Source organism: Candidatus Zixiibacteriota bacterium (assembly GCA_040752595.1).
In the GTDB taxonomy this organism is placed as follows: Bacteria; Zixibacteria; MSB-5A5; order WJJR01; family WJJR01; genus JACQFV01.
The window spans coordinates 1-25,072 of sequence record JBFMGX010000025.1 but is presented as its reverse complement, the minus strand read 5'-3'; the positions used below and the strand labels follow the sequence as shown (position 1 = coordinate 25,072).

Annotated in this window: 15 protein-coding genes; 9 read left to right on the top strand and 6 right to left on the bottom strand. The window is 62.0% G+C overall.

Annotated features, from left to right (window positions below; translation table 11 throughout):
* Positions 1–260: 260 nt before the first annotated feature.
* The gene (locus tag AB1792_07260; GenBank protein MEW5702010.1) at positions 261–2,435 is read right to left on the bottom strand and encodes a S46 family peptidase; all 2,175 of its coding nucleotides are present in this window, start codon (positions 2,433–2,435) and stop codon (positions 261–263) included.
* A 356-nt stretch (positions 2,436–2,791) separates the two neighbouring features.
* Between AB1792_07260 and AB1792_07255 the strand changes: the two genes are divergently transcribed.
* From AB1792_07255 to ccsA, 9 genes are all read left to right on the top strand, one after another.
* Complete coding sequence (locus AB1792_07255; GenBank protein MEW5702009.1) at positions 2,792–5,953, top strand: cytochrome c3 family protein; 3,162 nt, start codon at positions 2,792–2,794, stop codon at positions 5,951–5,953.
* Complete coding sequence (locus tag AB1792_07250) at positions 5,953–7,077, top strand: cytochrome c3 family protein (GenBank protein MEW5702008.1); 1,125 nt, start codon at positions 5,953–5,955, stop codon at positions 7,075–7,077. Before AB1792_07255 ends, AB1792_07250 begins: the two co-directional genes overlap by 1 nt.
* A 45-nt stretch (positions 7,078–7,122) precedes the next feature.
* On the top strand, positions 7,123–8,745 hold the full coding sequence (locus tag AB1792_07245; protein ID MEW5702007.1) for a hypothetical protein: 1,623 nt from the start codon (positions 7,123–7,125) through the stop codon (positions 8,743–8,745).
* A gap of 141 nt (positions 8,746–8,886) precedes the next feature.
* Complete coding sequence (locus tag AB1792_07240; GenBank protein ID MEW5702006.1) at positions 8,887–9,486, top strand: hypothetical protein; 600 nt, start codon at positions 8,887–8,889, stop codon at positions 9,484–9,486.
* The gene (locus tag AB1792_07235; protein ID MEW5702005.1) at positions 9,486–10,328 is read left to right on the top strand and encodes a hypothetical protein; all 843 of its coding nucleotides are present in this window, start codon (positions 9,486–9,488) and stop codon (positions 10,326–10,328) included. The genes AB1792_07240 and AB1792_07235 overlap by 1 nt, the downstream gene beginning before the upstream one ends.
* Positions 10,329–11,322: 994 nt before the next feature.
* Positions 11,323–12,276, top strand: coding sequence for an NHL repeat-containing protein (locus AB1792_07230; protein MEW5702004.1), 954 nt, complete (start codon positions 11,323–11,325; stop codon positions 12,274–12,276).
* Between the two features lie 38 nt (positions 12,277–12,314).
* Positions 12,315–13,352, top strand: a complete 1,038-nt coding sequence (locus tag AB1792_07225) for a hypothetical protein (protein ID MEW5702003.1) — start codon at positions 12,315–12,317, stop codon at positions 13,350–13,352.
* Positions 13,353–13,522: 170 nt separating this feature from the next.
* Entirely contained in the window at positions 13,523–14,665 is a 1,143-nt protein-coding gene (locus tag AB1792_07220) for a hypothetical protein (protein MEW5702002.1), read from the top strand.
* Positions 14,666–14,778: 113 nt separating this feature from the next.
* Positions 14,779–16,971, top strand: a complete 2,193-nt coding sequence (ccsA, locus tag AB1792_07215) for a cytochrome c biogenesis protein CcsA (GenBank protein ID MEW5702001.1) — start codon at positions 14,779–14,781, stop codon at positions 16,969–16,971.
* Positions 16,972–17,007: 36 nt separating this feature from the next.
* Here ccsA and AB1792_07210 read toward each other — a convergent pair whose 3' ends face one another.
* The 5 genes from AB1792_07210 to AB1792_07190 all read right to left on the bottom strand — a co-directional run.
* Positions 17,008–17,349, bottom strand: coding sequence for a P-II family nitrogen regulator (locus AB1792_07210; GenBank protein ID MEW5702000.1), 342 nt, complete (start codon positions 17,347–17,349; stop codon positions 17,008–17,010).
* 10 nt (positions 17,350–17,359) lie between these two features.
* Positions 17,360–20,431: a CusA/CzcA family heavy metal efflux RND transporter gene (locus AB1792_07205; protein ID MEW5701999.1), complete on the bottom strand. Its 3,072-nt coding sequence runs from the start codon at positions 20,429–20,431 to the stop codon at positions 17,360–17,362.
* Positions 20,432–20,444: 13 nt separating this feature from the next.
* Complete coding sequence (locus AB1792_07200; protein MEW5701998.1) at positions 20,445–21,788, bottom strand: efflux RND transporter periplasmic adaptor subunit; 1,344 nt, start codon at positions 21,786–21,788, stop codon at positions 20,445–20,447.
* Positions 21,789–21,932: 144 nt separating this feature from the next.
* Complete coding sequence (locus AB1792_07195; GenBank protein MEW5701997.1) at positions 21,933–22,202, bottom strand: hypothetical protein; 270 nt, start codon at positions 22,200–22,202, stop codon at positions 21,933–21,935.
* 165 nt (positions 22,203–22,367) lie between these two features.
* On the bottom strand, positions 22,368–25,072 hold a 2,705-nt coding region (locus AB1792_07190; protein MEW5701996.1), incomplete at its 5' end, for a hypothetical protein.

The following is a 25,072-nucleotide window of genomic DNA, read 5'->3' as shown; positions in this document are numbered from 1 at the left end:
CCAGGTTGTTGGAAGAGTATCGGGAGAAAGTTGAACAGGCGAGGCAGAGAAGGCTTCGTCACAACCGCGCGGAGGCCGGCGTCAGACCATCAACTTTTTTGGCCGAATTTGTCTGACACAGGACATGAAAGGGACAATCCCGGTGAGATCTTGCCGTCAAGTGCAGAGTATAAGATCGCACACTGGAAATCAGCTCACAAGGAGAAAGACCCGTGCCGATTGGCACGGGCCTCCCGTTTCCCCACCACGATACGCCAGGGTCAATGGATCGTCAGTTGATCCAACAGACCTTGGACGTGATAAACCTTGTCCAAGATGTACAGGACATACCGGATGTCGACGACGATGCTGCGTTTGACGGGGGGATCGAAGAAGTAGTCGCCCGCGACGCCTTCCCAATTCGAGTCAAAATCGAGACCGATCAACTCGCCCTTGCCGTTCATGACCGGGCTGCCGGAATTGCCGCCGGTGCCGTCATCGGTGGTGAGGAAGTTCACCGGTACGCCGCCGATGCTCGGGTCGTTGTACTTGCCGAAGTCACCGGACTTGTAGGCATCCAGAAGGGCCTTCGGGCTGGCGAAGGGCTCTTCGCCCGTTTCCTTGTCAATGACTCCCGCCAACGTCGTGATGAACTTGTAGGTGACGGCGTCGGCCGGCATGTACCCTTCGACGTCGCCGTAGGCGAGGCGGATGGTGCCATTGGCGTCCGGGTACATTGATCCCTGCTTCCATTCTAAGAGAGCCGCAAGGTAACGCGGCCGCAGCCGTTCGACGGCGCCACCGAAGGCCTTGTTGCGGTTGATGATCTCCTCGTTGTCGTCGTAGATGTCGCGCGCCAGGTTGAGGAATGGGTCATTCAGCGCCATCAGTTGGGCGGTCGTCATGTCGAACATCTTGAGACGTTCCTCGGCGGTGCCGATCTTGGTGTGGTCGAAGAGATTGGCGATAAAGGAGTTGATGACGGCGGCGGTGTCGCTGCCGGCAGTAAGCGTGATGTTCTTATCCATCCCCTTGATGCGCTGACCGGCGGGAAGGCGTATGACGCGCCAGGTCAGGTACTCCAGTACACGGCGGTCGGCAGAGGGTGCCAGCGTGTACTGCGCTTCCTCCAAGTTGCGCTTCAGGTTGGCCACGTTGCGTTCCATGAATCCCGGTTCACGCTCGGCATCTGGCTTGGCCTTTTCGATGCTCCACTTGTACAGTGTCTGCGCCAGTCCGTAGTGGTCGGTGAAACCCAGAAGCCCGATCAGCCGCTGCTTTTCCCGCCAATTGTCAAGGTCGGCATACAGCACAGCGATGCTGGGGAGGATGTCGCCGTACTTCTTGACCCGCGCGGGATCGGCTTTGATGAACGCGGTCAGGTCGGCGTCCTGTTTGCGCTTGACGTCGAGGAGATTCGCTCGACGCAGGCCGCGGAGCACGCCCTGGCTGTTCTTCAAAGCGTTGTTGAGGCCCTTGATGGTCCCGGCGACCTTGAGCGCGGTCGTCGAGTCGTTGCGTCCGGCCTCCTCCAACAGGGCGACCAGCTCGGTGAAGTCCTTGATCGTTTGGGGATGGTTGTAGTTGACGTGCTCATTGATCGAGTACGAATCCCGATAGCGGTACGTGCCGCCCGGATAGCCGAGCATCAGCGTCAGGTCGCCTTCGGCGCGCGGTGCCGAGGAGATGGTCAGGTAGGTGGTGGACTTGTACGGCACATTCTGCTCAGAATAGGTCGCGGACTTGCCGTCCGGCGCCACATAGGCGCGCAGGAAGGAGAAGTCGCCGGTATGACGCGGCCACATCCAGTTGTCGATATCGCCGCCGAACTCACCGATCGCCTGTGGTGGGATGTAGACGATACGCACATCCTGGATGCGGAACGATGTGACCAGAACGTGCTGCAATCCGGAGTGGAAGGTCGCGACCCAGCAACGAACGTCGCCGCCCGCCTTTTCTTCGCGCTTGACGATCTCCGACTTCTTCTTGTCGATCGCCTTATATCGCTCCAAGTCGGACATGCCGGGCTTGGCTGCCGAGAGGACTTCCTTCGTCACGTCGCGGAACGATTTGGTGATGAAGGCCTGGTAGCCGATGGCAGGGATCTCTTCGGCACGGGTCCTGGCCCAGAAACCATCGCGGAGGTAGTTCTGGTCGACGCTGCTTTGTTGCTGGATGGCGCCGAAGGCGACATGGTGGTTGGTGATGATCAGCCCGTCGGTAGAGACGAACGATCCGGTTCCACCGCCGACTTGGACGACCGCGGCGGAGATCCCACCGTCCTGCTCATTGAAGATCTGTTCCGGGGTGAGTTGCATGCCGCGGGCCTTCAGGGCGGACAGATCGATCTTGTTCAGCTCGAAGAGCGGCCACATCCCTTCGTCGGCCATGGCACTGCCGATTCCGGCCACGATCAGGACCGCGACCCAAACCACCAGCGTACGCAATCTGTGCATCATGCCTCCTTGTGTATGGCTTGTTGCCGGTTTGCTGCCTCTGTCATCCACTCCCGGTGAGGGACGGGTAGCTTGTGCGCGAAGGTACGTATTCCCAGAGTCCCGGTTCAACCCTTTTCCGGATCGAACCTCCAGTTGCCTACGTGTTATCGCCCAATAGGTTTCAGCCGAGGGCCGATCAGTCGGATGGATTCTCGGACGTGGAGCGGCGGCAGGCGGCCGCCGTGCCCGATGACACGGCACAGCGGGAGGTCGACACTATCGGGACAAAAACTGTGGTCTTGAGAACCGATTCACTTGCTTTTTTGTCGAATTTTGCGTCCCTTAAACGGCGATGTTGTGAGGGCCATGCGACCGTGAGACACCCGACCCGATTCGTGATTCTGTTGGCGGCCAGCTTATTGCTTCTGGTCGCGGTCCCCGCCGTCATACGGGCCCAGCCAAAATCCTGCTACTCCTGCCACCAGGAGAAGGCCGGGGAATACAACCGCAAGTACCGTCACGCCCCGGTCGCCAAAGAGGACTGCGAGGCCTGCCACCTGCGTCACGGCTTCGCCAACATGCTGGTGCTCAAGAAGACGGGCAAGGCGCTGTGCACGCTCTGCCACACCGATTTCGATTCGACTCTGGCCCGCAGCGGGCCGGTCGTTCATCCGGCCGTGACCGAGGGCCTGTGCAATACCTGTCACAATCCTCATGCCTCGGATCGTCCGGGGCTTCTGCGCGAGGTGGACGGCGGTCTGGCCTGTTTCGTCTGTCACGAAAATCTCAAGGACACCACCGGACACCCGGTCGCGCATGCGCCGTTTGGCGAGCGGCGCTGCCAGGTGTGCCATGAGAGTCACGCCGGAACTCACACCGGCCTTCTGAAGTCGGATGTTGATTCCCTGTGTGGGTCCTGTCACCCCGGGGAGAAGACGGCGTCGGCGCACGCGAGTCGCAGTCTCGTGATGACCGGACTGACCTGCACCGGGTGCCACGATCCACATCGCTCCACTCGTCCAAAGCTTGTCGGCGATCGGGTCCATCAGCCGGTCGGCGCGGGACAATGTGATGCCTGCCATACAGCTACGACGGCCGGGGGGAGTATCGGTCCGGCGGACTCGACATGGAGCGGATGCCAACCCTGCCATGACGACATCGAAACGAAGTTGGCCAAGGCCGTTCCCCATGCCCCTGCGGCCGGTGGCGAGTGCTACACCTGCCACTCCGCCCACCGTTCCAGCCGGTCGGAACTCCTGCGCGGGGGTGTGGCAGAGCTCTGCCAGGGCTGTCATGAGGAGATGAGCGCCCAGCAATTGGCTGGAGCGCCGAGCGTGCATGCGCCGGTCAAGGCCGGACAATGTCAGGCCTGCCACGACCCGCACGGCGCCGACCAACCGAAGTTGCTCAAGTCCGCGGGCGATCAACTCTGCCTTGGGTGCCATGGGCAGGACAAGTATGTCCATTCCAGCCACCTCGAGTCCGCGGGACTGGCGTGCCGGGATTGCCATGCGCCCCATACAAGCACCCAACCGGCGCTGCTGCTGACCGATCCGCGGTCGACCTGTTCGGGTTGCCATGAGCCGGAGTTGACGCCAATGATGGTGTCGCACGAGCCGGTCAAACAGGGGGACTGCTTCTTCTGTCACGACCCACACGCCGGTCCGGGGCACAACCTGCGCGCCGAGATCCCGTCTTTGTGCTTTGGTTGCCACCAGAACATCGCGCATTTCGTGGCCGGGCCGGTCCAACACTCACCGGCAGAGGATTGCGCGGTTTGTCATGGGGCGCACGAAGCTCCGGCGGCGAACCTGCTACTCAAGAATCAGGGAGATCTGTGCAGAGATTGCCATACGGCAGCACCGGAGGCCGGCAGCCGATCGGTGCATGCCCCGTTCGCGTCGGGCGAATGCAGCGGCTGCCACAATCCCCACGGCAGCGATCGGAAGGGGCTTTTGGGGCCACGTCGACAGGTCGAGCCGACACCGATGGGCGCAGTTCTGCGCTACCCGAAGTTGGACAGCACCGACGTGAGTCTCTGTCAGACCTGCCATCGTGACCAGGTGCAGGCGTGGCGGGACCAGCCGGTCCTGCATTCGCCGGTGAAGAAGGGCGACTGCCGCATTTGCCACGCGCCGCACGAATCGGCGGAGGCGAATCTGCTGCTGAAGCCCGCCGCCGATCTTTGCCAGGAGTGTCACGCGTTGGCCAGTCTCCAGAGCAACCCGGCCCATCAAGGGATCAATGCGGGGACAGGTGGCTGCACGCAGTGCCACGATCCGCACGCGTCCGGCCAGCGCGGACTCTTGCGTCGACTGAAGCATGCCCCGTTCTCAGAGGGCAACTGCGAAGCATGTCACTCCGCCGCCGGGAGCGCGACGCTCAATGAGCCACAGCCGGGTCTGTGCCTGAACTGCCATGAGGAAACCGGCGCCCAGTTATCCCTGGCGACGGTCCACGCACCGGCCAAGGACGGCGAATGTACCTCGTGTCATGGCGCCCACACCGCCAACTACGAGAAGCTCCTCGTGGCGGATGCCCCGGGGCTCTGTCGCCAATGTCACCAGACCGCCAAGGAGCCGAACCAGCATCCACCCTACGTGCAGGGGATGTGTCGATCCTGTCATGCCCCCCATGGGTCGGAGAATGCCCGGTTGTTGGTGCAGTCGCCGAACGCCCTGTGTCTGGGATGTCATACGGCGATGAAGGAGCGGCTCGACAAGGGACAGCGACATGGGGCGCTCGACAAGGGGTGCCTGGCCTGCCATGCGGGCCATGCGTCGGCGGAACCGATGCTGCTGTGCGCCGCGCCCAATCAACTGTGTGCCCGATGCCATGATCTGGCGACCGACAAGTGGCGCGCCGCCCATCCGGGTGGCCGGAGCGGCGATTGCATGTCCTGCCACGATCCGCATGCCGCTCCCGTGGGGACGGCGGCACTGCTCAAGCGGGTTGAGCACCAGCCCTTCCAGGCCCGTACTTGCAACAGTTGCCATTCCGCCGGAGCCACGCACAAGATCAAAGGGGATCGCGCGCTCTGCGGGAAGTGTCATGCGGCGACGTTGGCGGAGATCGACGGCAACCCGGTCCCGCACTTGGCCATGGCCGACAGTGCCCAATGCATGGCCTGCCATTCGCCGCACGTCGGCGACACGCCGGCCCTCTTGCGCCAAAGCGGGTTCGCCGTCTGCCTCGGCTGCCATCCGACCGTGAGTCTCACGCGGACTCATGTGCATCCCCCGGCCAAGGAGAATTGCGCCACCTGCCACACGCCGCACGGTGGCAGCAACGCGCGACTTCTGACCGATGATGACATCATGGAGCTATGCTTGACCTGCCATGAAGATGCATCCAAGACGCATTTCCATCCGATGGGGGGTGCGGTCAAGGATCCGCGTGGCGACCCGCTCGTCTGCACCAGTTGCCATTCGCCGCACAGCTCCGACAATACGGCGCTCTTGCTCGGTGATCCCGGGCGGGAGCTCTGCGTGCGCTGCCACGACACCTCCGCGCCGCACGGGAAAGGGGAGAAGTAATGATGGGCGGAACGCCAATGCGAGACGTCGCCGCGATCGCCCTGTCGGTGCTCGCTGTCGTGCTGGTCGTCGTCGAGGGCGACCTGCGCGGTCAGACGAAGGCGCCTCCCGACCTGCCCTACGAGGGGGCACATCTATCGCCGATGACCGGGGTCTTCCGCGATCCCAGCGTCCCGCGCGGCGACTGCCGTCATTGCCACATTTCACATGCGGAGACAGAGCCGCAGGTACAGAACCTCTTTGCACCCAACGACAATGCGCTCTGTTACTCGACCAGCGGCGTCGAGGGGTGTCACATCAACCGCCCGACGGGCGGGAGCGCCGGGTATCCGGCACAGGAAGAGGATCGCTTCCCCGATCAGCATCCCTACCACGGCTACTTCGAGGCCAATAGTGGAGGTGACAGAACGTCCGGCTCAAACAACCGCGTGCGCTGGCCGGGGCGGTTGATCTGGGAGAACCTCACGTACTCACGGCATTATGCCAGTCCTGCGATGCCTCGCCTGGATGGGACCGGTCGCGGCGCCTGTCTGAACTGTCATGATCCTCACAATGGCGCCGGACCCTATGGTCAGTTGACCAAGGCGTATGGACCGATCGCTGGGGCCGCGACCAACGGCGCGCCCCCCGAGTATGCGCTGTGCTTCAACTGCCACGGACCGAACGGCCCTTCGGGGATGTCGCCAGAATCGCGCCGGATCGCCGACCTCTACAGCCGCACGGCCACAGGGTCGAGCCGGGCCGGCCACGCCATCGATGAGACCCGCGGCGCGGTCAAAAAGGGGGATCGTCTGCCCTGCTACGATTGCCACAACGCCCATGGTTCGATGGGAAGCGACGGACAGCACCCCAATGCCTTTCTGCTGTCTGACCAGCGGCCCGGGTGGTATGGGTTGACGGCGATACGTACCGATTCGGTGCAGGTGCGTCGTTTCTGTACCGGATGTCATGCCTACCCGGATCTCAGTGGTTCGGGCGGGATGGTCGAAGGGGTCCGGCCGAAGACGCTGCCGAATGAGTACCCGCATCGATCCTATGAGACGAAGCACTGCTACGACTGTCATGGCAGGGACTACGCGAGTCCCGGCGGATTCAACGTTCACAACCCTTCCGGAGGTGAGTGAGGCGTGCTTCCGGGCGCGGGCCACCTACCGCGCGGGAGCGGGGCCGTGTTCGTCTTGGTTCTTCTTCTCCTCGCCCAGTTCGCGGCCGGAATCAGCAACGCCTGGGGGCAGGTGTGGAATGGCTCGATGCGCCTGGATTACCAGAACATACCTCCCCGAGAGAACAGCGACGAGCGGATCGGCACGCTGACGGAACAGTATTACTTGCGCTACTCCGGGCGCCTGTTCTACAAGAACGACCTGTTGTTCAGCACGGACCTCGCCTATCGAACGGCCAGCGCCGGACAGCCGGTGGATGTCCGACCGCGTTACGAGTGGTTGCTGTCCGGCTACGGATATGGCTGGCGGTTGTCATATGAACCCTACACCCTCCGTCTGGGGAGTGACTCCGGTCGAAATCGCGTGCGCCGCTGGCGATCGAGCATCTTCGTCCAGCCGGCCCGGTGGCCGCGACTCACGTACGACTTTCTGCGTGGCACCGAAAGCAAGAGCGCCGAAGGGATCGCCCGGGACCGTTGGCATTCGTACTCGCTGACCTGGGCGCCGGTGGGAGTGGCCTTGGCCGCCGGCTACTCCCGACAGATCCGTACGGCCCGCGATACAACCGCGCAGATGCTCGAGGTCTATCGACTCTCGCTGTCTGCCGAACGGACACTGCTTGGGCGCCATCGTCTGAATGTCGGCTACAGTTATGACCGCAACTGGGATCATCGTCCCAACCTGGGATCGGGAGAGCAGGATCAACATGTGCCGAACGCCTCACTCACCGGCCAGCCGACGCCGTGGATGAACTGGGCGTTCCAGTACAGCAGACGCTTTCTGCACCGGCGCACGTCCGCCACGGGGGAGGACATCCGCACGAACGACCGTCTGGCCTCCGGCGCCATGAATCTGAATCCCTGGAAGCCCTTGACGGTGGTGCTTTCCCGCTACATTGAGGACACCGAGGAGCGGCGGGATCAGCCGGCCCGCCGCACGGATTACTGGCAGGGGCGCGTGTCGACGGAGGGACGATTCTACCGGCAGATTCGCATTCTCGCCACGGTGTATCGGCTCTACTACGTGGGTGCGCCGACCGCAACACGCTACAACGACGCCTACTTTCTGGCGCTGCGCGGGCGTCCACATCGTCACGCGGAATGGTCGACGGAGATGTCACTCGCCGATCGTCACGGTGCCCAGACGGACCGGTACTCGGCCAACCTGAATGTCTACTCGCGCCTGTATCCGACAGCGAAGGTTCAGTGCCAACTGGGCTACACGACCCTGGCGACGGCCACCGCATGGGATCGTTTTCACGGCGCCGATGAGAATCTCACCGGAAACCTCCAGTACACTCCGGATCAGAATCTGAGTCTGACCGGCGGCGTGACCCGGACGCGCAACCGGCGCGTCAGCCGGGCCTGGGACAACGGGTGGACGTTGACCGGAACGTATCGTTGGCCCTCGTTCGGAAACCTCGGCATCAACTACTCCCGTCGGATTGCCGTCCCGGTGACGGAGGGTGCCACGGGGACTTCGACCCGTCGGGCCACGCGGACGCTTCTGGTTGACCTGTTGGTGTGGCTGGGACCCCGCACAACGGCCACGGCAGGCTACACGTATCGTTCCGGTGGTGGGGCCGACCCCGGTTCGATTTGGGGCGTCGGTCTGTCGACGCAGTTCTGAGGAGAGTACAGGATAGCGGACATGCTCAGAGGGCGCCGGGTACGATGTCAGATACACCAGGATTCTGAGATCATGTCGCGGTCAGGTCGCGGTATGATCGGTCGATTCCGTCGCAAGCACCAAGGAGACAATGTGTCAGTCATGCAGAAACCAAAGAACCGGAGCGTCGGCGCCGCGACCATCGGCGGCTCGCTCGTGGTCGCGTGCCTGCTCCTGCTGTGGGGCTGCGCGTCGCCGCGCGCATACTTGAATCCCGAGGCCGACCTGGGATTCTACCAGCGCATCGGCGTGTCCCAGCTTGTGACATTGACCGATGACCCACGCGCCGGGCTGAGGATTCAACGCATTCTGGTGACGGAGCTTTTGAAGCGTGGGGAGTTTGAGCTGGTGCCGCCGGGGCAGTTCGAGAAGGCCGAGACAGACGTTCGCTCGCGATTGAATCTCCCGGTGGATCGTGCCCTCGACAGTACGGCGCTGCGAGAACTCGGTCAACAGACCGGCGCGCAGGGCATCTTGCTGGGCACCGTGCGTGATTACCGCATGGAACGTGTTGGTCAGACCGAGTTTCCAATGGTTGCATTCTCCTTGCAGCTTGTGGATGCGCCGACCGGTCGCATCGTCTGGGACGTCTCGGTCGGGGAGCGTGGGGGGCCGAAGTTCCCCATCTTCTCCTTCGGGGAAACACACACATTGAGCGAGTTGGCGACCAAACTGTGTCGCCGCGCCTTGGAGACGCTGTGATGCCGGCGGCAAGCACACCACGTTGGCGTCTGGGTTTGGCCGCGGCAGCCATGTTCCTCGGTTCTGTGGACTTGGTCTCTCCGCACGCCCAAACCGATTCGGCGAATCCGCTGAGTTTGCGCATCCCTGCCGATATTCGAGTCCCCTGCAACCGTGCCGACGACACGCAGTTGACCGGTCTGGCGGAAGCGGAGGGCGGGTGCGGGGGAACAGCAATCAGGTTTACGGATTCCGTGCCGGCCTATGGGGGCGCCGACACTGTGATCCTGCGCATCTGGACCGGAGTCGATTCCTGCGGGGAGACGCAAATCGGCATCCAGAAGGTCACTCTTCAGCCGATACATCCCCGCATCGCGGTCCTGCCGTTGGAGAACCTCGCTGAGTCCGAAGAGGGCTCACGCGTGCTCGTCCGGCTGCTTCAGAATGCGATTCTCCAGGCGACCGAGGTCGAATTGATCAGCCCCGGCACGGTCGAATCAGGGCTCTTGCGGGCTCGGATCCGCCAACCGTTTCTGATGGAGGACGAGCAGCGTCGCCGTTTGGGGGAAGGGCTGGAGGCGGACTATTTCTTGATCGGTTCACTCCTGGCCTATGAGACATTCGACGATCCCTATTCCGGGCGTATCCCTGTTGTGGATTGCTCGTTTCAACTCGTGACGGTCAGCAGCGGGAAAGCGATCTGGTCTGAGACATTGCATGCCGTCGGTTCCGACGGTGAATGGCTCTTCGGTCTTGGCGTCGAACATGACATTACGCGCCTTTCCGGCCGCTTGGCAGACAAGGCCGTGCACAACTTCATGCGGGTTCTCCGTTCGACACCCTGTCTGATTTCTTCCTTCTGACGGCTTTTGACCGCTGGACGAGTTGGTTCCTGTTAGAGAATCCGCGTCCCCGGCGCCTGTCAAGCGCTATCAGGAGTGATATAATCTCCGCTCTGTCTACAATATAGGCCCCTATTCTTCACGCTTTTTTCCACCCTGTCCACCCCCGCTACAAGCACACACGCTCCCCGAGGTCCGTGAATCCCGGCATCCTGAATCTTCATGCTGTCCCGCAATGAGATACGAGGCGGCAGTTAGGATAGCCTAGGCTGGCCGGAAACGGGGGAGCAACCCCAACTCAATTCATCGTGAGAAGATCAGAGCAAATTCTTAGGCAAAAAGTCATCTAAACCATTCCTCGCGAGCCTCGGCACAAGGAATGATGATAGTGTGCCTTGGCTGATCGGCTGCCGCACACCGAATCGTGGCGCCAACCCACAGTGTCACAATCGCTTATGTCGCCGCGATCCACACGTGCAGGATGTCCACTGACAAACCCGACGAAATCCGGCGTGAGAATTCTTTCACAATTGTTATTGACTTTTGTCCGATTTAGCCTCATCTTAGGTTCTGACCGGTGGATGGTCACCGGCGAGTGCTTGACCGTACCACCGTCTTGTACCGCGGATTACTGGCGCAGACTCAGAGCGTAGTCGATCAGACGGGAACCGGGGGTCGTTGTTGGTTGTTGTGACTGTGTTACACGCCGCTGGGACACGTGAAAAAGATAACAGAAAAGAGGCGGAATAGCCGAAAGGCCGTCGAAAACAACCCGAGTTACTACTGCGGACTTCAAGACCGTCTCCGACGGACGTCTTTCGAGAACGATTGAAGAGAAAGTCTCGTGAGCCTCCCTCGCCGCGCCATATCGCTTGTCTCTACGTGTGACTGCAGTCACAATCTGCGGAGTCTGGGAGCGTCCTTTGTGGCGGGGCTTTTGCTCTTCGCCTTGTGTCTTGTTCCGTTCCCGTGGACAGGTGCTGCCAGGGTCCACGCTCAGTCCAGCCCCTGGCTTGTGAATGCGATCCACCGGGAGCCGGTCTGGGGTCAGGACTATCGCTCGATCGTCGGTCTGGCTTCCGACCCAGTCTCAGGCGAGCTCTACGTCTTGGACGCGGGACGGCGCATGGTCGACGTGATGGACTCGACCGGGATTGTGCGATTCTCGTTCGGTCACTGGTTTACCGATCCGAAGACCGGTCAGCGCCAACAGGGCGAGCCGAACTCCCTGGCGGTGGCCGCCGATGGCGAGATCTTCATCACCGACTTCTTCTCGAACCGCGTCGACGTGCTGAACATTAGAGGAGAATCGGTCGGCCAGATCGATGTTCTGGGCTTGCTGGGATGGGACCAGACGACCTGTCGCCCGGAGAAGGTGGCGCTCCATGGGTCCGACTGGCTCTATGTCAGCATCACCGGCACGCGCAGCGGCATCGCCCGCTGCCGGACGGACGGCTCCGAGTGCACGCTGTTTGTCGATGCGACGGCCGAGAAGATCGACTGCATCACCGCGATCGGCGTGGCGCCCGATGGCCGCGTGGCGGTCGCCGATTACCGGGGGAATCCGGCGGTGCGGATCTACGATGCCGCCGGGGCGCTGGCGCTCGGATTCGGCGGCCACGATACGGACCCCGGGGATCTGTCGTTTCCAACGGCGGTGCTCTTTGCCGCCGACGGGACCTTCTGGGTGGTCGATGCGCTGCGCCAGGTTGTGAAGCACTACGCCGCCAGCGGTGAATTCACTGAGTACATCGGTGGATTCGGTGCCGGACCCGGGAATCTGCGCTATCCGAGCGCGGTCACGGGTAATGGCGTCTCCCAGTTGTTCGTCGCCGAGCGGGTCGGGCGTCGGGTGCAGGAATACATCCTGCCCGCCGCTTTGGCGGCGTCGCCATCGTCCGACAGCACGCGCGCCGGCGCGGTGGCATCCGATCCCGACGGAGAGAATGCGAGGAGTTACAAGCATTAGTTGTTGCGGTTAACCGTCAACCTTTCGAAGGAGGTTCCATGAAGAGAGTTCTCGTCGGAGTGGCTGCCTTCGTGCTGATCGCCGCCGTACCGGTCATGGCGGGCGATTATCACAAGGGAGCCACGCTGTCCTGCCAGGAGTGTCACGTGATGCACTCCTCGCAGCAGCACGGCTACAACGCCAACGGCGGCGGTAATTTCACGGCCATCGGCTCCGCGCCGGGCACGTACGATTACCTGCTGCGCAATCACATCAACGAGCTCTGCCTGACCTGCCACGACAATCAGACTTTCGCCCCGGACGTTCTCGAAGAGAACGGCGGGACGGCGCTGACGTTGGGTCGTCAGGCCGGCGCGTTGAACAACGGCAGCTCGGCGAACTACTTCCACGCGGATGGGCACACTCTGGGCGCAACGGACGTCGCTCCCGGTGGAACGTGGTCGAACCCCGATGGGCTCGAGTGCACTGACTGCCATCAGCCGCACGGTCGCGGCACGTCCTCGAATTCGAACCCGTACCGCAATCTCGGTAACTCGGTGACGGGTTCGTTCACGGCCCCGATTTCCTATGCCGTGGGAACCAACGATCTGACGAAGGACGTTTTCGAGTACTCCGCCGCCAGTTACGACATTGGTGACGTCGACTTCAATGAGCCGTCGGCGGATTCCTCCGGCTATGGTGAGTTCTGCCAGCTCTGCCACACGAACTTCCACGGGAACGCCAGCTCGCCCAACATGCGCAATCAGTTGGGTCCGGCCGGCGAGGAGTGGTTCCGGCATCCGACCGCCGGCATCGATATCGGTGACCTCGGTGGTGGACATTCCAGCTTGACCGTGTTCAAGAACCGGCTGTATCGCCCCAAGGTCATGAGCCCCACGGGCGATTGGGGAACCCAGGGCGTGGCATGGGCCGCGGCGCCGACCGATCTGACGCCGTCGTGCTTCTCCTGCCACAAGGGACATGGCAACAAGCGTGCCTTCGGCCTGATCTACCCGACCGGCAATGCGGCGATCGATGAAGAAGGCGACGGCACGATGTACAAGGAACTCTGCAAGGCCTGTCATACGCAGGGCTAAGCTGAGTCTCACAAAGGAACCCAGGGAAGGGTGCTGCCGCATGGCAGCACCCTTCTTGCGGAGAGGAGTCGAGGGTTCGGATTTGGGCGGACGCCTTCGTTCAGGGCGGAATGGAGTGATAGGCACAGACGTGAGAGACCGGAATGACTATGACATCTGAAAGATCGAGCATGACATCGAATCTCCGTCTGGCCACAACCTTCTTACGGCTGGGATTGTCGGTCATTGCCGGTGTGCTTCTGACCGTGGCCGGCTCTTCTGCGACGGCAGCATCCGGGACAGTCGACATCCGCTCGCGGCCGATCCATCTTCGGCGGGCGCTGCTCAACCCCATGTCGGCCGGGATCACCGGTCTGTCCTCGACCTATCACAACGGGGCCACGTTGCGCTGCTCGGACTGTCATATGATGCACCAGTCGAAACAGCACCAATTGGATGATGATCTGACTCCCGATCCGTTCGGCGGCTATCCCCAGAACCCGATCGGCGGGCCCGCGCTGCTCAAGACCGCCGATCCGATCGATCTCTGTCTGACCTGCCATGACAATCAGGCCGGCATCCCCGATGTCATGGGGATGGACGTGAATGGTCTGACCGAGCGCTCGGCGGGGTTCTTCGATGCGGTCGGTGTCCGCAATCCGCGCGGCCATTCCCTCGATCGGAACCTGGCCAGCGATTGGGAATTGTGCTATCGCTGCCATTTCGTCGGCGAGTTCGCTACGGCGTCGGTGACCTGCATTGACTGTCACAATCCGCACGGCAACGGGAGGGCGCGGAATCTGCAGTGGGCTTCGTGGCCCGGCGGCGAGCCGCAATTCGGGCTTCTCGAAGCAGATTCAGCCGCCGGACTCCAGCGCTACGAGAGCGGGCGGATTGCCTACGGAACCGACAACACCGACAATCTGCGCGAAGTCTCCAACATGTGCCTCGACTGCCACCACGTCTTCTCGGGCGAGTCCTACATTGACCCCGACGGGAACGGGTGGCACAACCGCCACCCCTCGTATGAGAGCGAGCGCAACTCACCGAACAACATCGCCCAGGGCGGCGCACCGCGCTTCACGACCGCCGCGGCACACTGGGAGGCGGGAACGGGCGCCGGCTTCGGCGTGACTCCGCGTTTGCGCTTTGTGACCAGCGGCGCCACCATCTATGCCGACGCCATGCACGTCGATGCCACGAAGAACGGCGTGTTTTGCCTGAGCTGCCATCAAGCGCACGGCAACAGCCACTCCTTTGCGTTACGCTGGGATCCGGCGGCCGGGATCGCCGGCAACGGCTGTGATCAGTGCCACAATAAGACCAACCAGTAGGTCCTCGTTCCGCGCAGGAGAGCTTCGACAAAAACAGTCCTGTTGCGGCACGGAATGGGAACACCCGCCGCGGGATTTGTTATATCTTGCTGTGAGGAGGATCGACTGACTTGTTGACTGTTGGCAACATTCTGTTGTGGGCCGCGGGACTGGCGGTGCTGGGTGCCATGACATACTACGTGCGCCCCAATACCTCCGGTGACCGACCGGTCATGGCCGAGCGGCTGGTTGTCGTGCATCTGCTGCTCTTGACGCTGGCGGGAGGCGTGCTCTTTCGACTATTCCTGACAGACCAGTTCCAGTGCGCCTACGTCGCACACAATTCTTCCCGTGATCTGCCGTTGTACTACAAGATCTCCGCCTTCTGGGCAGGGCAGGAGGGGACATTCCTGCTCTGGGCGTGGATCACGGCGGTGCTGGCGGTGAGTGTCATGCGGCGGCGCGGTGAGCTGACGGCGTTGACCATGGCGTATCTGTTGGGCACGCAGGTGTTCCTCATGGTTCTGCTGTACGTGCGATCGCCGTTTGCAGCGGTACCGGGAAGCGAGGTTCCCCCTGACGGGAACGGACTCAATCCGTTGCTCAAGGATCCGTGGATGGTCGTCCACCCACCGATCATCTTCGTCGGTTATGCCGCATTTGCCGTTCCCTTCGCATATGCGATGGCGGCGCTCACGCGGCGGCGGTGGTCATCACTGGCGGCCGCCATGTTTCCCTGGGCAGCATTCGCGACGGCGACGCTCGGGCTGGGAATCTTCATCGGCGGCTTCTGGGCCTACAAAGTCCTCGGCTGGGGCGGGTATTGGGGCTGGGACCCTGTGGAGAATGCCTCGTTGGTGCCCTGGTTGATGGGTCTGGCGCTGGTCCATGCGCTCTTGATCTTCCGCATCCGCGGGCAATTGGGGAAGACGACGCTGCTATTGGCGGTCGGATGTTACCTGCTCGTGGTCTATGGGACCTTCCTGACACGGTCGGGAGTGCTGGCGGATTTCTCGGTGCATTCGTTCACCGACGCGGGGATCAACGTCTATCTGACCGGCTATCTGATCGGGGTCACGTTTCTATCTATTGCGCTGTTGGTCTTCGGCGCGCGCTCGATGCCTTCGACACCGATGACCAAGGCGGTCAACTCGCGCGAGTTCGGTCTGGTTCTGAGCATACTCCTGTTCGGGCTGACCGCGGGTTTCGTTCTGGTCGGGACTTCCTCGCCGATCCTTACCGGGATCGGGGGGAATCCGGCGAACGTCACCACGGCGTACTACAATGCCGTGGCGCTGCCCTTGGGCATCTTCATCGCGCTCGTGCTCGGCTTTTCGCCGTTCCTGCTGTTTGAACGCATCCGCTGGGGTGACTTGTTCAAGGCGGCGATGCCGTCGTTCCTTCTGGCCACGGTCGCGACTCTGGTCGTGATCCTGTGGACGCCGGTGGTCTTCGCGCACGCGGTCCTGGTCTTCGTGGCCGTCTTGGCGTTGGGATCGAATCTGATCGCGGCGGTCCGTTTTTCTCAAGCTCGCCTGACGCGCATCGCCGGACATCTCACGCATTTCGGGTTCGCGATCATGGTGCTGGGGATCATCGCCTCATCGGCGTACTCAGGGGAGGAACGCCTCAAGATCAACAGCGGCGATCACGGCTCGGCTTTTGGCTACGACATCGCATTCCGCGGCGCCGTGGACGGGAAACACGCTGAGGAGGGGTACTTGGACTTGACGCTCTCGCGTGGTGCCGACACTTGTGCTGCGCGCCCCAAGCTGTACATGTCGGAGTACACGCAGCAGGTCATGCGTACGCCGTATGTGAAGAAGAACCTTCTCTATGATCTCTATGTTGCTCCCCTCGACCACGAACGGCCTGAGGGCGATTCGAATATCGTTGCTTTGGTCAAGGGTAGCTCAGCCCGCTACGGCGATCGGGATCTGACGTTCGACCGCTTCGAGACCGGGGAGCACAGCCAGACCGGAGCCATGCGCGTTGGTGCCGTGATCCGCGTTGCGCACGGGGGTGACACGACCACAGTTGTCCCCGCGCTGGAAATCACCGGTGACGGGCATCACCCGTTCCCCGTCAACGTATCGGGAACGGAACTGGTGCTCTCACTTGTCGGGATGAATGTCGAGCAGCGCCAGGTCTTCCTGAAGATCGATGATCCCAATACACCGGCAAGACTGACGAACCCGGAGCGCGTGGTGCTTGCCGTCAGCCGCAAGCCCCTGACCAGCTTCGTCTGGAGCGGTTGTGTCTTGGTCTCGCTCGGCTCAGGACTATCGTTCTGGCGACGTCGCCGGGAGGCGGCGCTGATGGGCTGAGTTGTGCTGCCGGCACGGCGCTGGTTGCTGTGCTACTCAGATCGCGGATTTGCCGCGCTCACCGGTGCGTATCTTCACGACTTCCGAGACCTCATAGACGAAAATCTTCCCGTCGCCCGGCTTCCCGGTGTGGGCGGCCCGGGCTATGGCATCGACGACGAGGGGTGCCATGTCATCGGCCACGACGACTTCCAGCTTCGTCATTCGCGCGAAGGAGCGGCCGTTCTCTTCGATCACCGCATCAGCGCCGACCGCGCGGGACTTGCCGAATCCCTGAACCTGCGAGATCGTCAGTCCCGGCAGACCGTCTATCTCCGCCAGAGCGTCACAGGCATCTTCCGCCATGTAGGGTTGAATGATGGCTTTGATCTCCTTCACGACACACCTCCTAAAGCTCGGTCTCGACGCGTCGGCCCTCGAACCATCCGTAGATCACCGGCAGCACGATCAGCGTCAGAATCGTGCTGGTGATCAATCCACCCATCACAACAACGGCGAGCGGCTTTTGGATGTCCGACCCGGAACCGGTGGCGTACAGCATCGGCAGGTGGCCGATGAAACTTGCGAGCGCGGTCATGAGCAGGGGACGGAAACGCAGGTCACAACCCTTCATGACCGTCACCGCAACGCTCTCTCCGCGATCGCGCAATTGCTTGAAAAAGGCGACGAGCACGACACCGTTCTGGACCGCGATTCCGAGTAGGACGATGAATGCCACCGCCGCCGATACAGAGAGCGGCATCCCGAAGATGACGACCGCGACAATGCCCCCGACGAGTGCGAACGGGAGATTGAGAAGTACCAGCAGTGAGCTTGAGATCGAACCCAGTGCCATGTAGAGGAACACCATGATCAGGAGCAGGGCGATGGGCACGACAATGGTGAGTTGGCGCATGGCGCGCTGCTGATTCTCGAACTGCCCACCGTACTCGACGAAGTAACCCGAAGGGAGCTCCCGCGCCAGGGGAGCGATCTTCGCCTGCACATCCTCCACAAAACCACCGAGGTCCCGGCCGCGCACGTTGGTCTCCACGACGACGCGGCGCATGCCGTTCTCGCGGCTGATCTGGGCCGGTGCCTCGACCAGTTGCAGTCGGGCAATCTGTCCCAGCGGGACACGTTCGCCTCCCGGGGCGGGGATGAGCAGGCGTTCAATCTGGGGAATGTCATTCCGTGCTCCCTCGGGGTAGCGCACGAGCACGGCGAATCGCCGTTGCCCCTCGATCAGCGTGGTCGCCTCCCGGCCGGCGATCGCCGTCTCGATGGCATCGTTGATCGCGGTCACGTTGATGCCATATCGCGCGGCGGCTTCGCGGTCGATGATGGCGTCGAGTTGGTTCATTCCCGAGACCTGCTCGACCTTCACGTCCTGGGCGCCGTCAACGCCCTGAACCGCCGCTGCGGCACGGTCCGCGAAGTCCTTGAGGACGTCCAAGTCGGAGCCGAAGGCCTTGACCGCGAGATCACTCTTGACTCCGGAAATCAACTCGTTGACGCGGAGCGCGATCGGTTGTGAGAACGAGTAGCGCAGCCCCGGGATTTCCGCCAGATCCTTCTGGATGGCCTCGACGAGCTCGCTCTTGTCGCGTCCTGTTCCCCATTTCCCTCGCGGCTTGAGCATGATGAAGACATCGGTCTGCTCCGGGCCCATGGGGTCCTCGGAGATTTCGGCGCGGCCGGTCTTGCTGACCACGGTCTGCACTTCCGGGAACTTCAACAGCCGTTTCTCCATGAACTCCGAGACCTTGACGGCACCTTCCAGCGAGGCATTCGGGAGACGCACGACGTTGATGGCGATCGATCCCTCATCGAGCGGCGGCATGAACTCTGTCCCGATGAACGGCGCAAGCGCCATCGAGCTTGCCAACAGTACGCCGGAGATTGCCAGGGTCCGCTTGCGATAGAGCATGGCCTTTCCCAGCAGGTGCAAATATCCCCTATGGAAACGGCGGATGAAGCCGAACTCTCTCTCCGGTACCTGCCTCAGAACCGCATCCGAGAGCACCGGCACAATGGTGAGGGCCACGACGAGCGAGACGAGCAGGGCAATCAGCATCGTCAACGCGAGCGGCGCGAACATCTTGCCTTCGATACCTTGCAGGGTAAACAGAGGGATGAGGATGATGGCAATGATCAGGACCGAAAACCCCACCGGCCGTGCCACTTCGGCAACCGCTTCGGCTACGATCAGTCGCTTCCTCTCCGTTCCGGGTCGGTGGGCAAGGTGACGGCGGATGTTCTCCACCACGACGATTGAGGCATCGACGACCATGCCGACGGAGAATGCCAGACCTCCTAGACTCATTAGGTTCGAGGTCAGGCCGACACGCCCCATGACGATGAAACTGACGAGAAACGTGAGCGGTAGGGAAAAGACGACGATGAGAGACGTGCGGAACTCCGCCACAAACAGAAACAACACGACAATGACGAAGATGCCGCCTTCGAGCAGGGCGTCGACCACGGTCTTGATGCAGGCCTCGATCAGCGATGTACGGTCATAGAACGCGTTGATACGGACACCTGGGGGGAGCGTGCCTCCGATGCGGGCAACGGCTTCCTTGACTCGGCCGACCACCTCCTGGGAGTTTTCGCCTTTGAGCATGATGATCATGCCGGCGACAACCTCGCCATTGCCGTCCCGCGTGACGGCACCCTGACGCGTTTCCGAGCCGATGACGACGTCGGCCACGTCGCGCAGGTACACGGGCGCGCCATCGGCGGTCTTGAGCACGATCCGCTCGACGTCCGGGATATCCGCCAGCAGTCCCACGCCCCGCAGGTAGACCTGTTCCCAGCCGCGGACCACTACGCCGCCACCCGCATTGGCGTTGTTGCGTTCCACGGCCTCGACCACGTCGTTCGTGGTCAGGCCGTACTTGAGCAGCTTGTCCGGCACGAGCAGGATTTGGTATTGCTTCCTGTAGCCGCCGAAACTGTTCACCTCATTCACACCCGGGATCGGTTTGAGCAGCGGCGCGACCAGCCAGTCTTGGATCGTGCGCAGCTCCATGGCGTCCTGAGTTTCGCCCTCCAGCGTGTACTGGAAGATCTCCCCTAGGCCGGTGCTGATCGGCCCGAGTTCCGGGTCCACCCCAGGGGGAAGCTCCTCGCGCGCCATGGCCAGACGCTCAAACACAACTTGGCGGGTCCAGTACGTCTCAACACCATCCTCGAAGATGATCACGACTTGGGACAACTCTGCCTTGGAGAGCGAACGCACCTGTCTCACCCTGGGCAATCCTCCCATCACCTGCTCGATGGGGTAACTCACCCGCTGCTCGACGTCGACAGCGGCCAGACCGGGCGCCTTGGTGATGATCATCACTTGGGTGTTGGTGACGTCGGGGAAGGCATCGATGGGCAGGCGAACCCAAGCCACGACCCCGGCGACAATCAGAACACCTGTCGCCAGGAGGACAAGGAATCGGTTGTTCAGCAGGAGCGTCGTGAATCCCATTGTTCCCTTTCGCTCAGTCGGCGCACCCCGCACCCATTTTGGAACGCAGAACGTCCGACTTCAGCAGGAACGAACCGTCGGCGACTACGATTTCCCCGCCGGTAAGGCCTTCTGCAATCTCGATCCTGTCGGCCCAGCGACGACCCGTGCCCACCGGTCGTCGCAGGTAGTAGTTGCCCTGCAGTTGCAAGAAGACAAACGCGCGTCCCTCATCCTCCAAGACAGCGGTTTCCGGCAACGTCAACGCCTGCTCATTTTCGGGCAGGAGAATCCGCACGTTGACGAACATCCCATCCAGGAGCCGTCCACCGGGATTATCGGTTGCGACCCGTACTCTGACGGTTCGCGAGACCTCTTCCATATGAGGACTGATGAAGTCCACCGTCCCCGGGAACTCCGCCCCTGGGTAGGCCGTGCTGGTCACAACCGCCAGCATTCGGTCCGGCCACTGCATCTGCCCCAGCCGCGCCATGTCCTGCTCGTACAAATCCGCCCACACCCAGACCGCGCTGTTATCCCCGATCGTGGCGAGATCCTCTGCCACTTCGACGACCTCCCCGGAGACGCCGTGCACGGACAGCACTGTGCCATCCAGAGGAGCACGCAGCACCATTCGGCCGTTGGCCGATGCCTGCGTCAGCGCCCGGGCATCGACTTCGGCCATTCCCAGCCGGGTGAGTTTGCCCAGCGCTGAGTTGGCGCGAATCTGAGTTGTCTCGAAGTCCTGTTTGGACTGCAAGTACTCCCTCTCAATCGCGAATCCCTTCTTGCGAAGTTCTGCCTCCCGTTCGTAGTTGCTCTGCGCCAGCCGCAGCATCGCTTCCGCTTCCAGATAGTCGGCCTCCGCCTCGCCGATGGCGACGCTCTCGATTCCCAACAGGGCTTGGCCCTTTCTCACCATGTCGCCGACCACGACATGAACGTCGCGAATGATCCCTTCCACCTGCGCGCCGACATGCGCCACTCGTCGTTCGTCGAAACGGACCTCGCCGGTGACGGTCAGCGCTGTCTCCACGCGCCGTCGGGACGCGGTATCGGTGTGCAGGAGTCCATCCTCAAAGAGGCCGGCGGGGGCTTTCACGATCCCGGTTTCGTAGCGACATTCGTCGCACTCGAACGTCTTGACGCCGTGCTCGCAGGTGGCGCTGAGCAGCTCTTCGACCGAACGGTCGAGATCGGAAAGCTCCTCCCCGGCATGGTCTTGGTGGACGGCATCACCATGATCGGTGTCGGCATGCGGCGCCGTCGCAGCATTCACGTGTGACGACTCCGATTCGGTCGATGGCGAGGAGAGAATGATGCCGACACCGATGCCGAGCGCCAGCACGAGCACATAAGGCAGTATCCGCTTCCACATATGGTCTTGCTCCTTCAGTGCCGCCACCAATGGCAGCTTCTATGAGGTGCTTTCACGCGCTCCGCTGATCAGGCCGCGAAGCGGGTGAAAGCCAACTGTCAGTGCGAAATGGTATGCTGCCGCGCCGGTCGGGGCGCGTGCAGGTCAGGCGAGGGAGAATCGCGGTGGTCGGTAGAGGCCGAAGGCCGGTTCCGGCGGGGCGGTCGTCTCGCCTTCCGGAGTCAGAAGACCGGTCTGCGACCACTGAGGCAGAATCTGTTGATCACCGGGGAGCAGAAGCGTGGTCGCGCAAGTGCAATGGCCGCAGAAAGCGTCGGTACACACGGGGTCATCGCAGCAATCGTCCAGTACACAGATCCACGGCCCGCCGACGCTTGCGGCGACGACAGCCAAGAGCGCAAGTACAAATGCCATGGTCGGTCTTCTGGTCATCATCAGGCGGCGTCCCCATCCTGTTGTCGGACAATATACACAAATCCTGACCAGTTGTTCCCGAAAATCACTCCCTCCGCCCGGACACCGGAGTATCCGGTGCCGTCCCCGGGGTACCGTCATCCTGCTACGCATGGGAGTGGACCTTCATGGACATGGGTGGCAGAACTCTGTCCTTGAGTTCGCACCTCGGAAGGCGACGTTCACGAACCTGACGACGTCCACTATAGTCGTTGTGCTATCACAATCGACGTCGGTGCGTTGATTCGGGCAGCACGGATCTGCTGTGGATGCTGCACCGCGGAATGCGACCTCCACGGTCCAGACAACATCCTGCAGGTCTGTGGTCCCATCGCACTCCGGATCGCCATGGCACGGCAGCATCGTGCTTCCCGACGTCAGTCCTATCGCTGTGGCATAGGCCCTGGCCTTGTCGGCGGAGGCCTTGAAGCTGGTCTCATCCAACGTATCCGATATCAGGGCCACGATTACGCTGTATGCCTTGCGAGGATTGCCCAACTCCTGACCCTTGGCAAGCGTCATGATCGTGTACAGGTCGGTATCCGGCAACGACGGCGTGTTGATCCCCGACAGCGACACCAACGTGCGATACAGCCACTCGCTCTTTGGGCCGCCGCCCGGCTGTACTTCCATGACATTGCAGCCGACTCGGGCACCAATCAACGACCCCGGGCCGATGAACTCCAGGCCGCCACGATACCGCTCTGCCGTGTACAGCGGATCCGGGGCGGAATGACCGGCAGTGTCGGTGCCCTGCTGCCACACCAGACTCCTCAGCACGTCGCCGCCGTTTTGGTTCTCCACGCCGCTCTGGACGAATCCGTAGCGACGGGCCGGTACGACATCCAGGTCGGCCAGCACCCCCGCGACCAGATTGTCGATTGTAACACCGTGGTCGCCATAGAAGCTGTATCTGGCCAGGACGAATTCATCCGAGTCGGGATGCTGTGGAAAGATCCACTCGGCAGTCACTCCCACCGATGAGTCCGCGGTCACCATGCGGGCGCAGGCCATCGCGTACCCGTGGCCCGTGCTGTACCTCGAGGTGTCGACGATCAGTTTCCCCTGTGCCCGGAACCCATACTGGCCGGGATCATTGCGGTTGTAGAAGCGATGGAACACGGTGGTGTCACCCACCGGCTGCGGCCCATGCGCGACCAGCAGCGACGCGTCGAAGATGCTGAAGCTGGAATCGACGAAGCGCCAGAGACCGGCCTCCTCTTCCCCATGGCCGCCGAAACGCGCATTGCTCTCGACGCCGAGAGCCAGTGAACCCTGACTGGCGACACCGGTCTTCAAGATTTCCTGCTGCGGGCAGAAGAAGTCATCAATCACAAAGAAGTCGATCGGATACTTCTGCGGCGAGGCCACGTTCGGCGCATCGTGCGTGATCCGGATCGTGTCCTGATACAACCCCTGCGTCGTGATCCCCACCGCGCTCATCGTCACCGAAAAGATGATGTCCGGATCGCCGGCGTTGATCGTGTAGGGGCCGCTCGTCCCCAGAGTCAACCAGGACGCGCCCAGCACCTTGCTGATGTTCCCGGTCATCGTCGCGTTGCCCAGGTTGATCAGCGTGAACGTCTCGACGTTCGTCGCACCACGATCCGCATGGTACTCGCACTCCGGAATCGCCGTGATGAATCCGGCGTAGTTCGCCGCAATCACCGGACATACGTTGGGCGCATCCGTCGTGCCGCCCGGGAACCGCAGATACATGAACCGGTTGATCTGCCAGGTCCCCTCACCCTGCGGAATGCCGCCCGCGTCGTTGTCCTCAATGAACGAAATGTCGATGTCGTGCACGTACGGACCGATGGAGGCCCAGTGCTCCGAGCGACATACCGAGTCTGGACGCGGTGGGTTGGTGCCGCCCACCGGGGTCGCGCCGGGGTTGCAGCCCGGGGTCTTGGTGTTGGTGATGTTCACCGGCGGCGCCCAAGTACGGCCTCCGGAATTCGACACCGACAAATACAATTCGCCGTTGTAATACCCCAACAAGGAATGGTCTGCCTGACTGGCGGCGTCGGGGCCGCCAAACTGGGTGTACACGACGTACACATAGTTCTCGTTCGACCACGCGCCACCCCGACAAAGCGTCCCGCCGTCACCGATCCCCATCGTCAGCTTGGCCAAATTGAGATTGAACGTCCCGGTTGCTGCTTGATGTTCCCAATACCCCAGCGCGACCGGACGAATCTGAAACGCCGAGTCGGACCAGTGGTTAATCTTTATGTCGTAGCTCTGGTTGGCTACGCGCTGCTCATCCCACACAAAGTGCAGATACCCCGACAGGTCATACCGGACCGAGGTGTGGCCCCACGCCTGCGGACCGGTCGGGTTGTTGTAGTTCGTGATGATGTTCTTGTTCGCCGGGCCCAACTCGGTCCCGGAAATCCACCCCGCCCCTTCGGTCTGCGACTCGTAGTAGGCGATGTTCAGATTCCCGCTGGAGAATTCCCGGTCCGTGCACAGGCCGATGGCCGCCTTCTGGCTATTGGGGTCAGCGGCGATGCAATAAGACAACCGGGGATTGGAATCGATGGCGACCGGGCCCTGCCAAACCGTGCCATCGTACCGCCAGTACACTATTCGCTCGTTCAGGTCGCTCTCACTGCCGTGCGCCAACTCGTGATAGACGTCAGGATTCGGATTGTTCATTTGCACGCCCACGACCGGCCACAGCACCTCGCCGAACAGCGGTGTGCTGGTCAACTCGTCGTCGATGTGCAACGCCGAACCCGGTGTCGGGAAGTACAGGTGCCATGACGAGTACGGGCTGCCCGCTTCGGCCTTCTGGTGGAACGACGCATGCCAGGCGTTGTCACCGT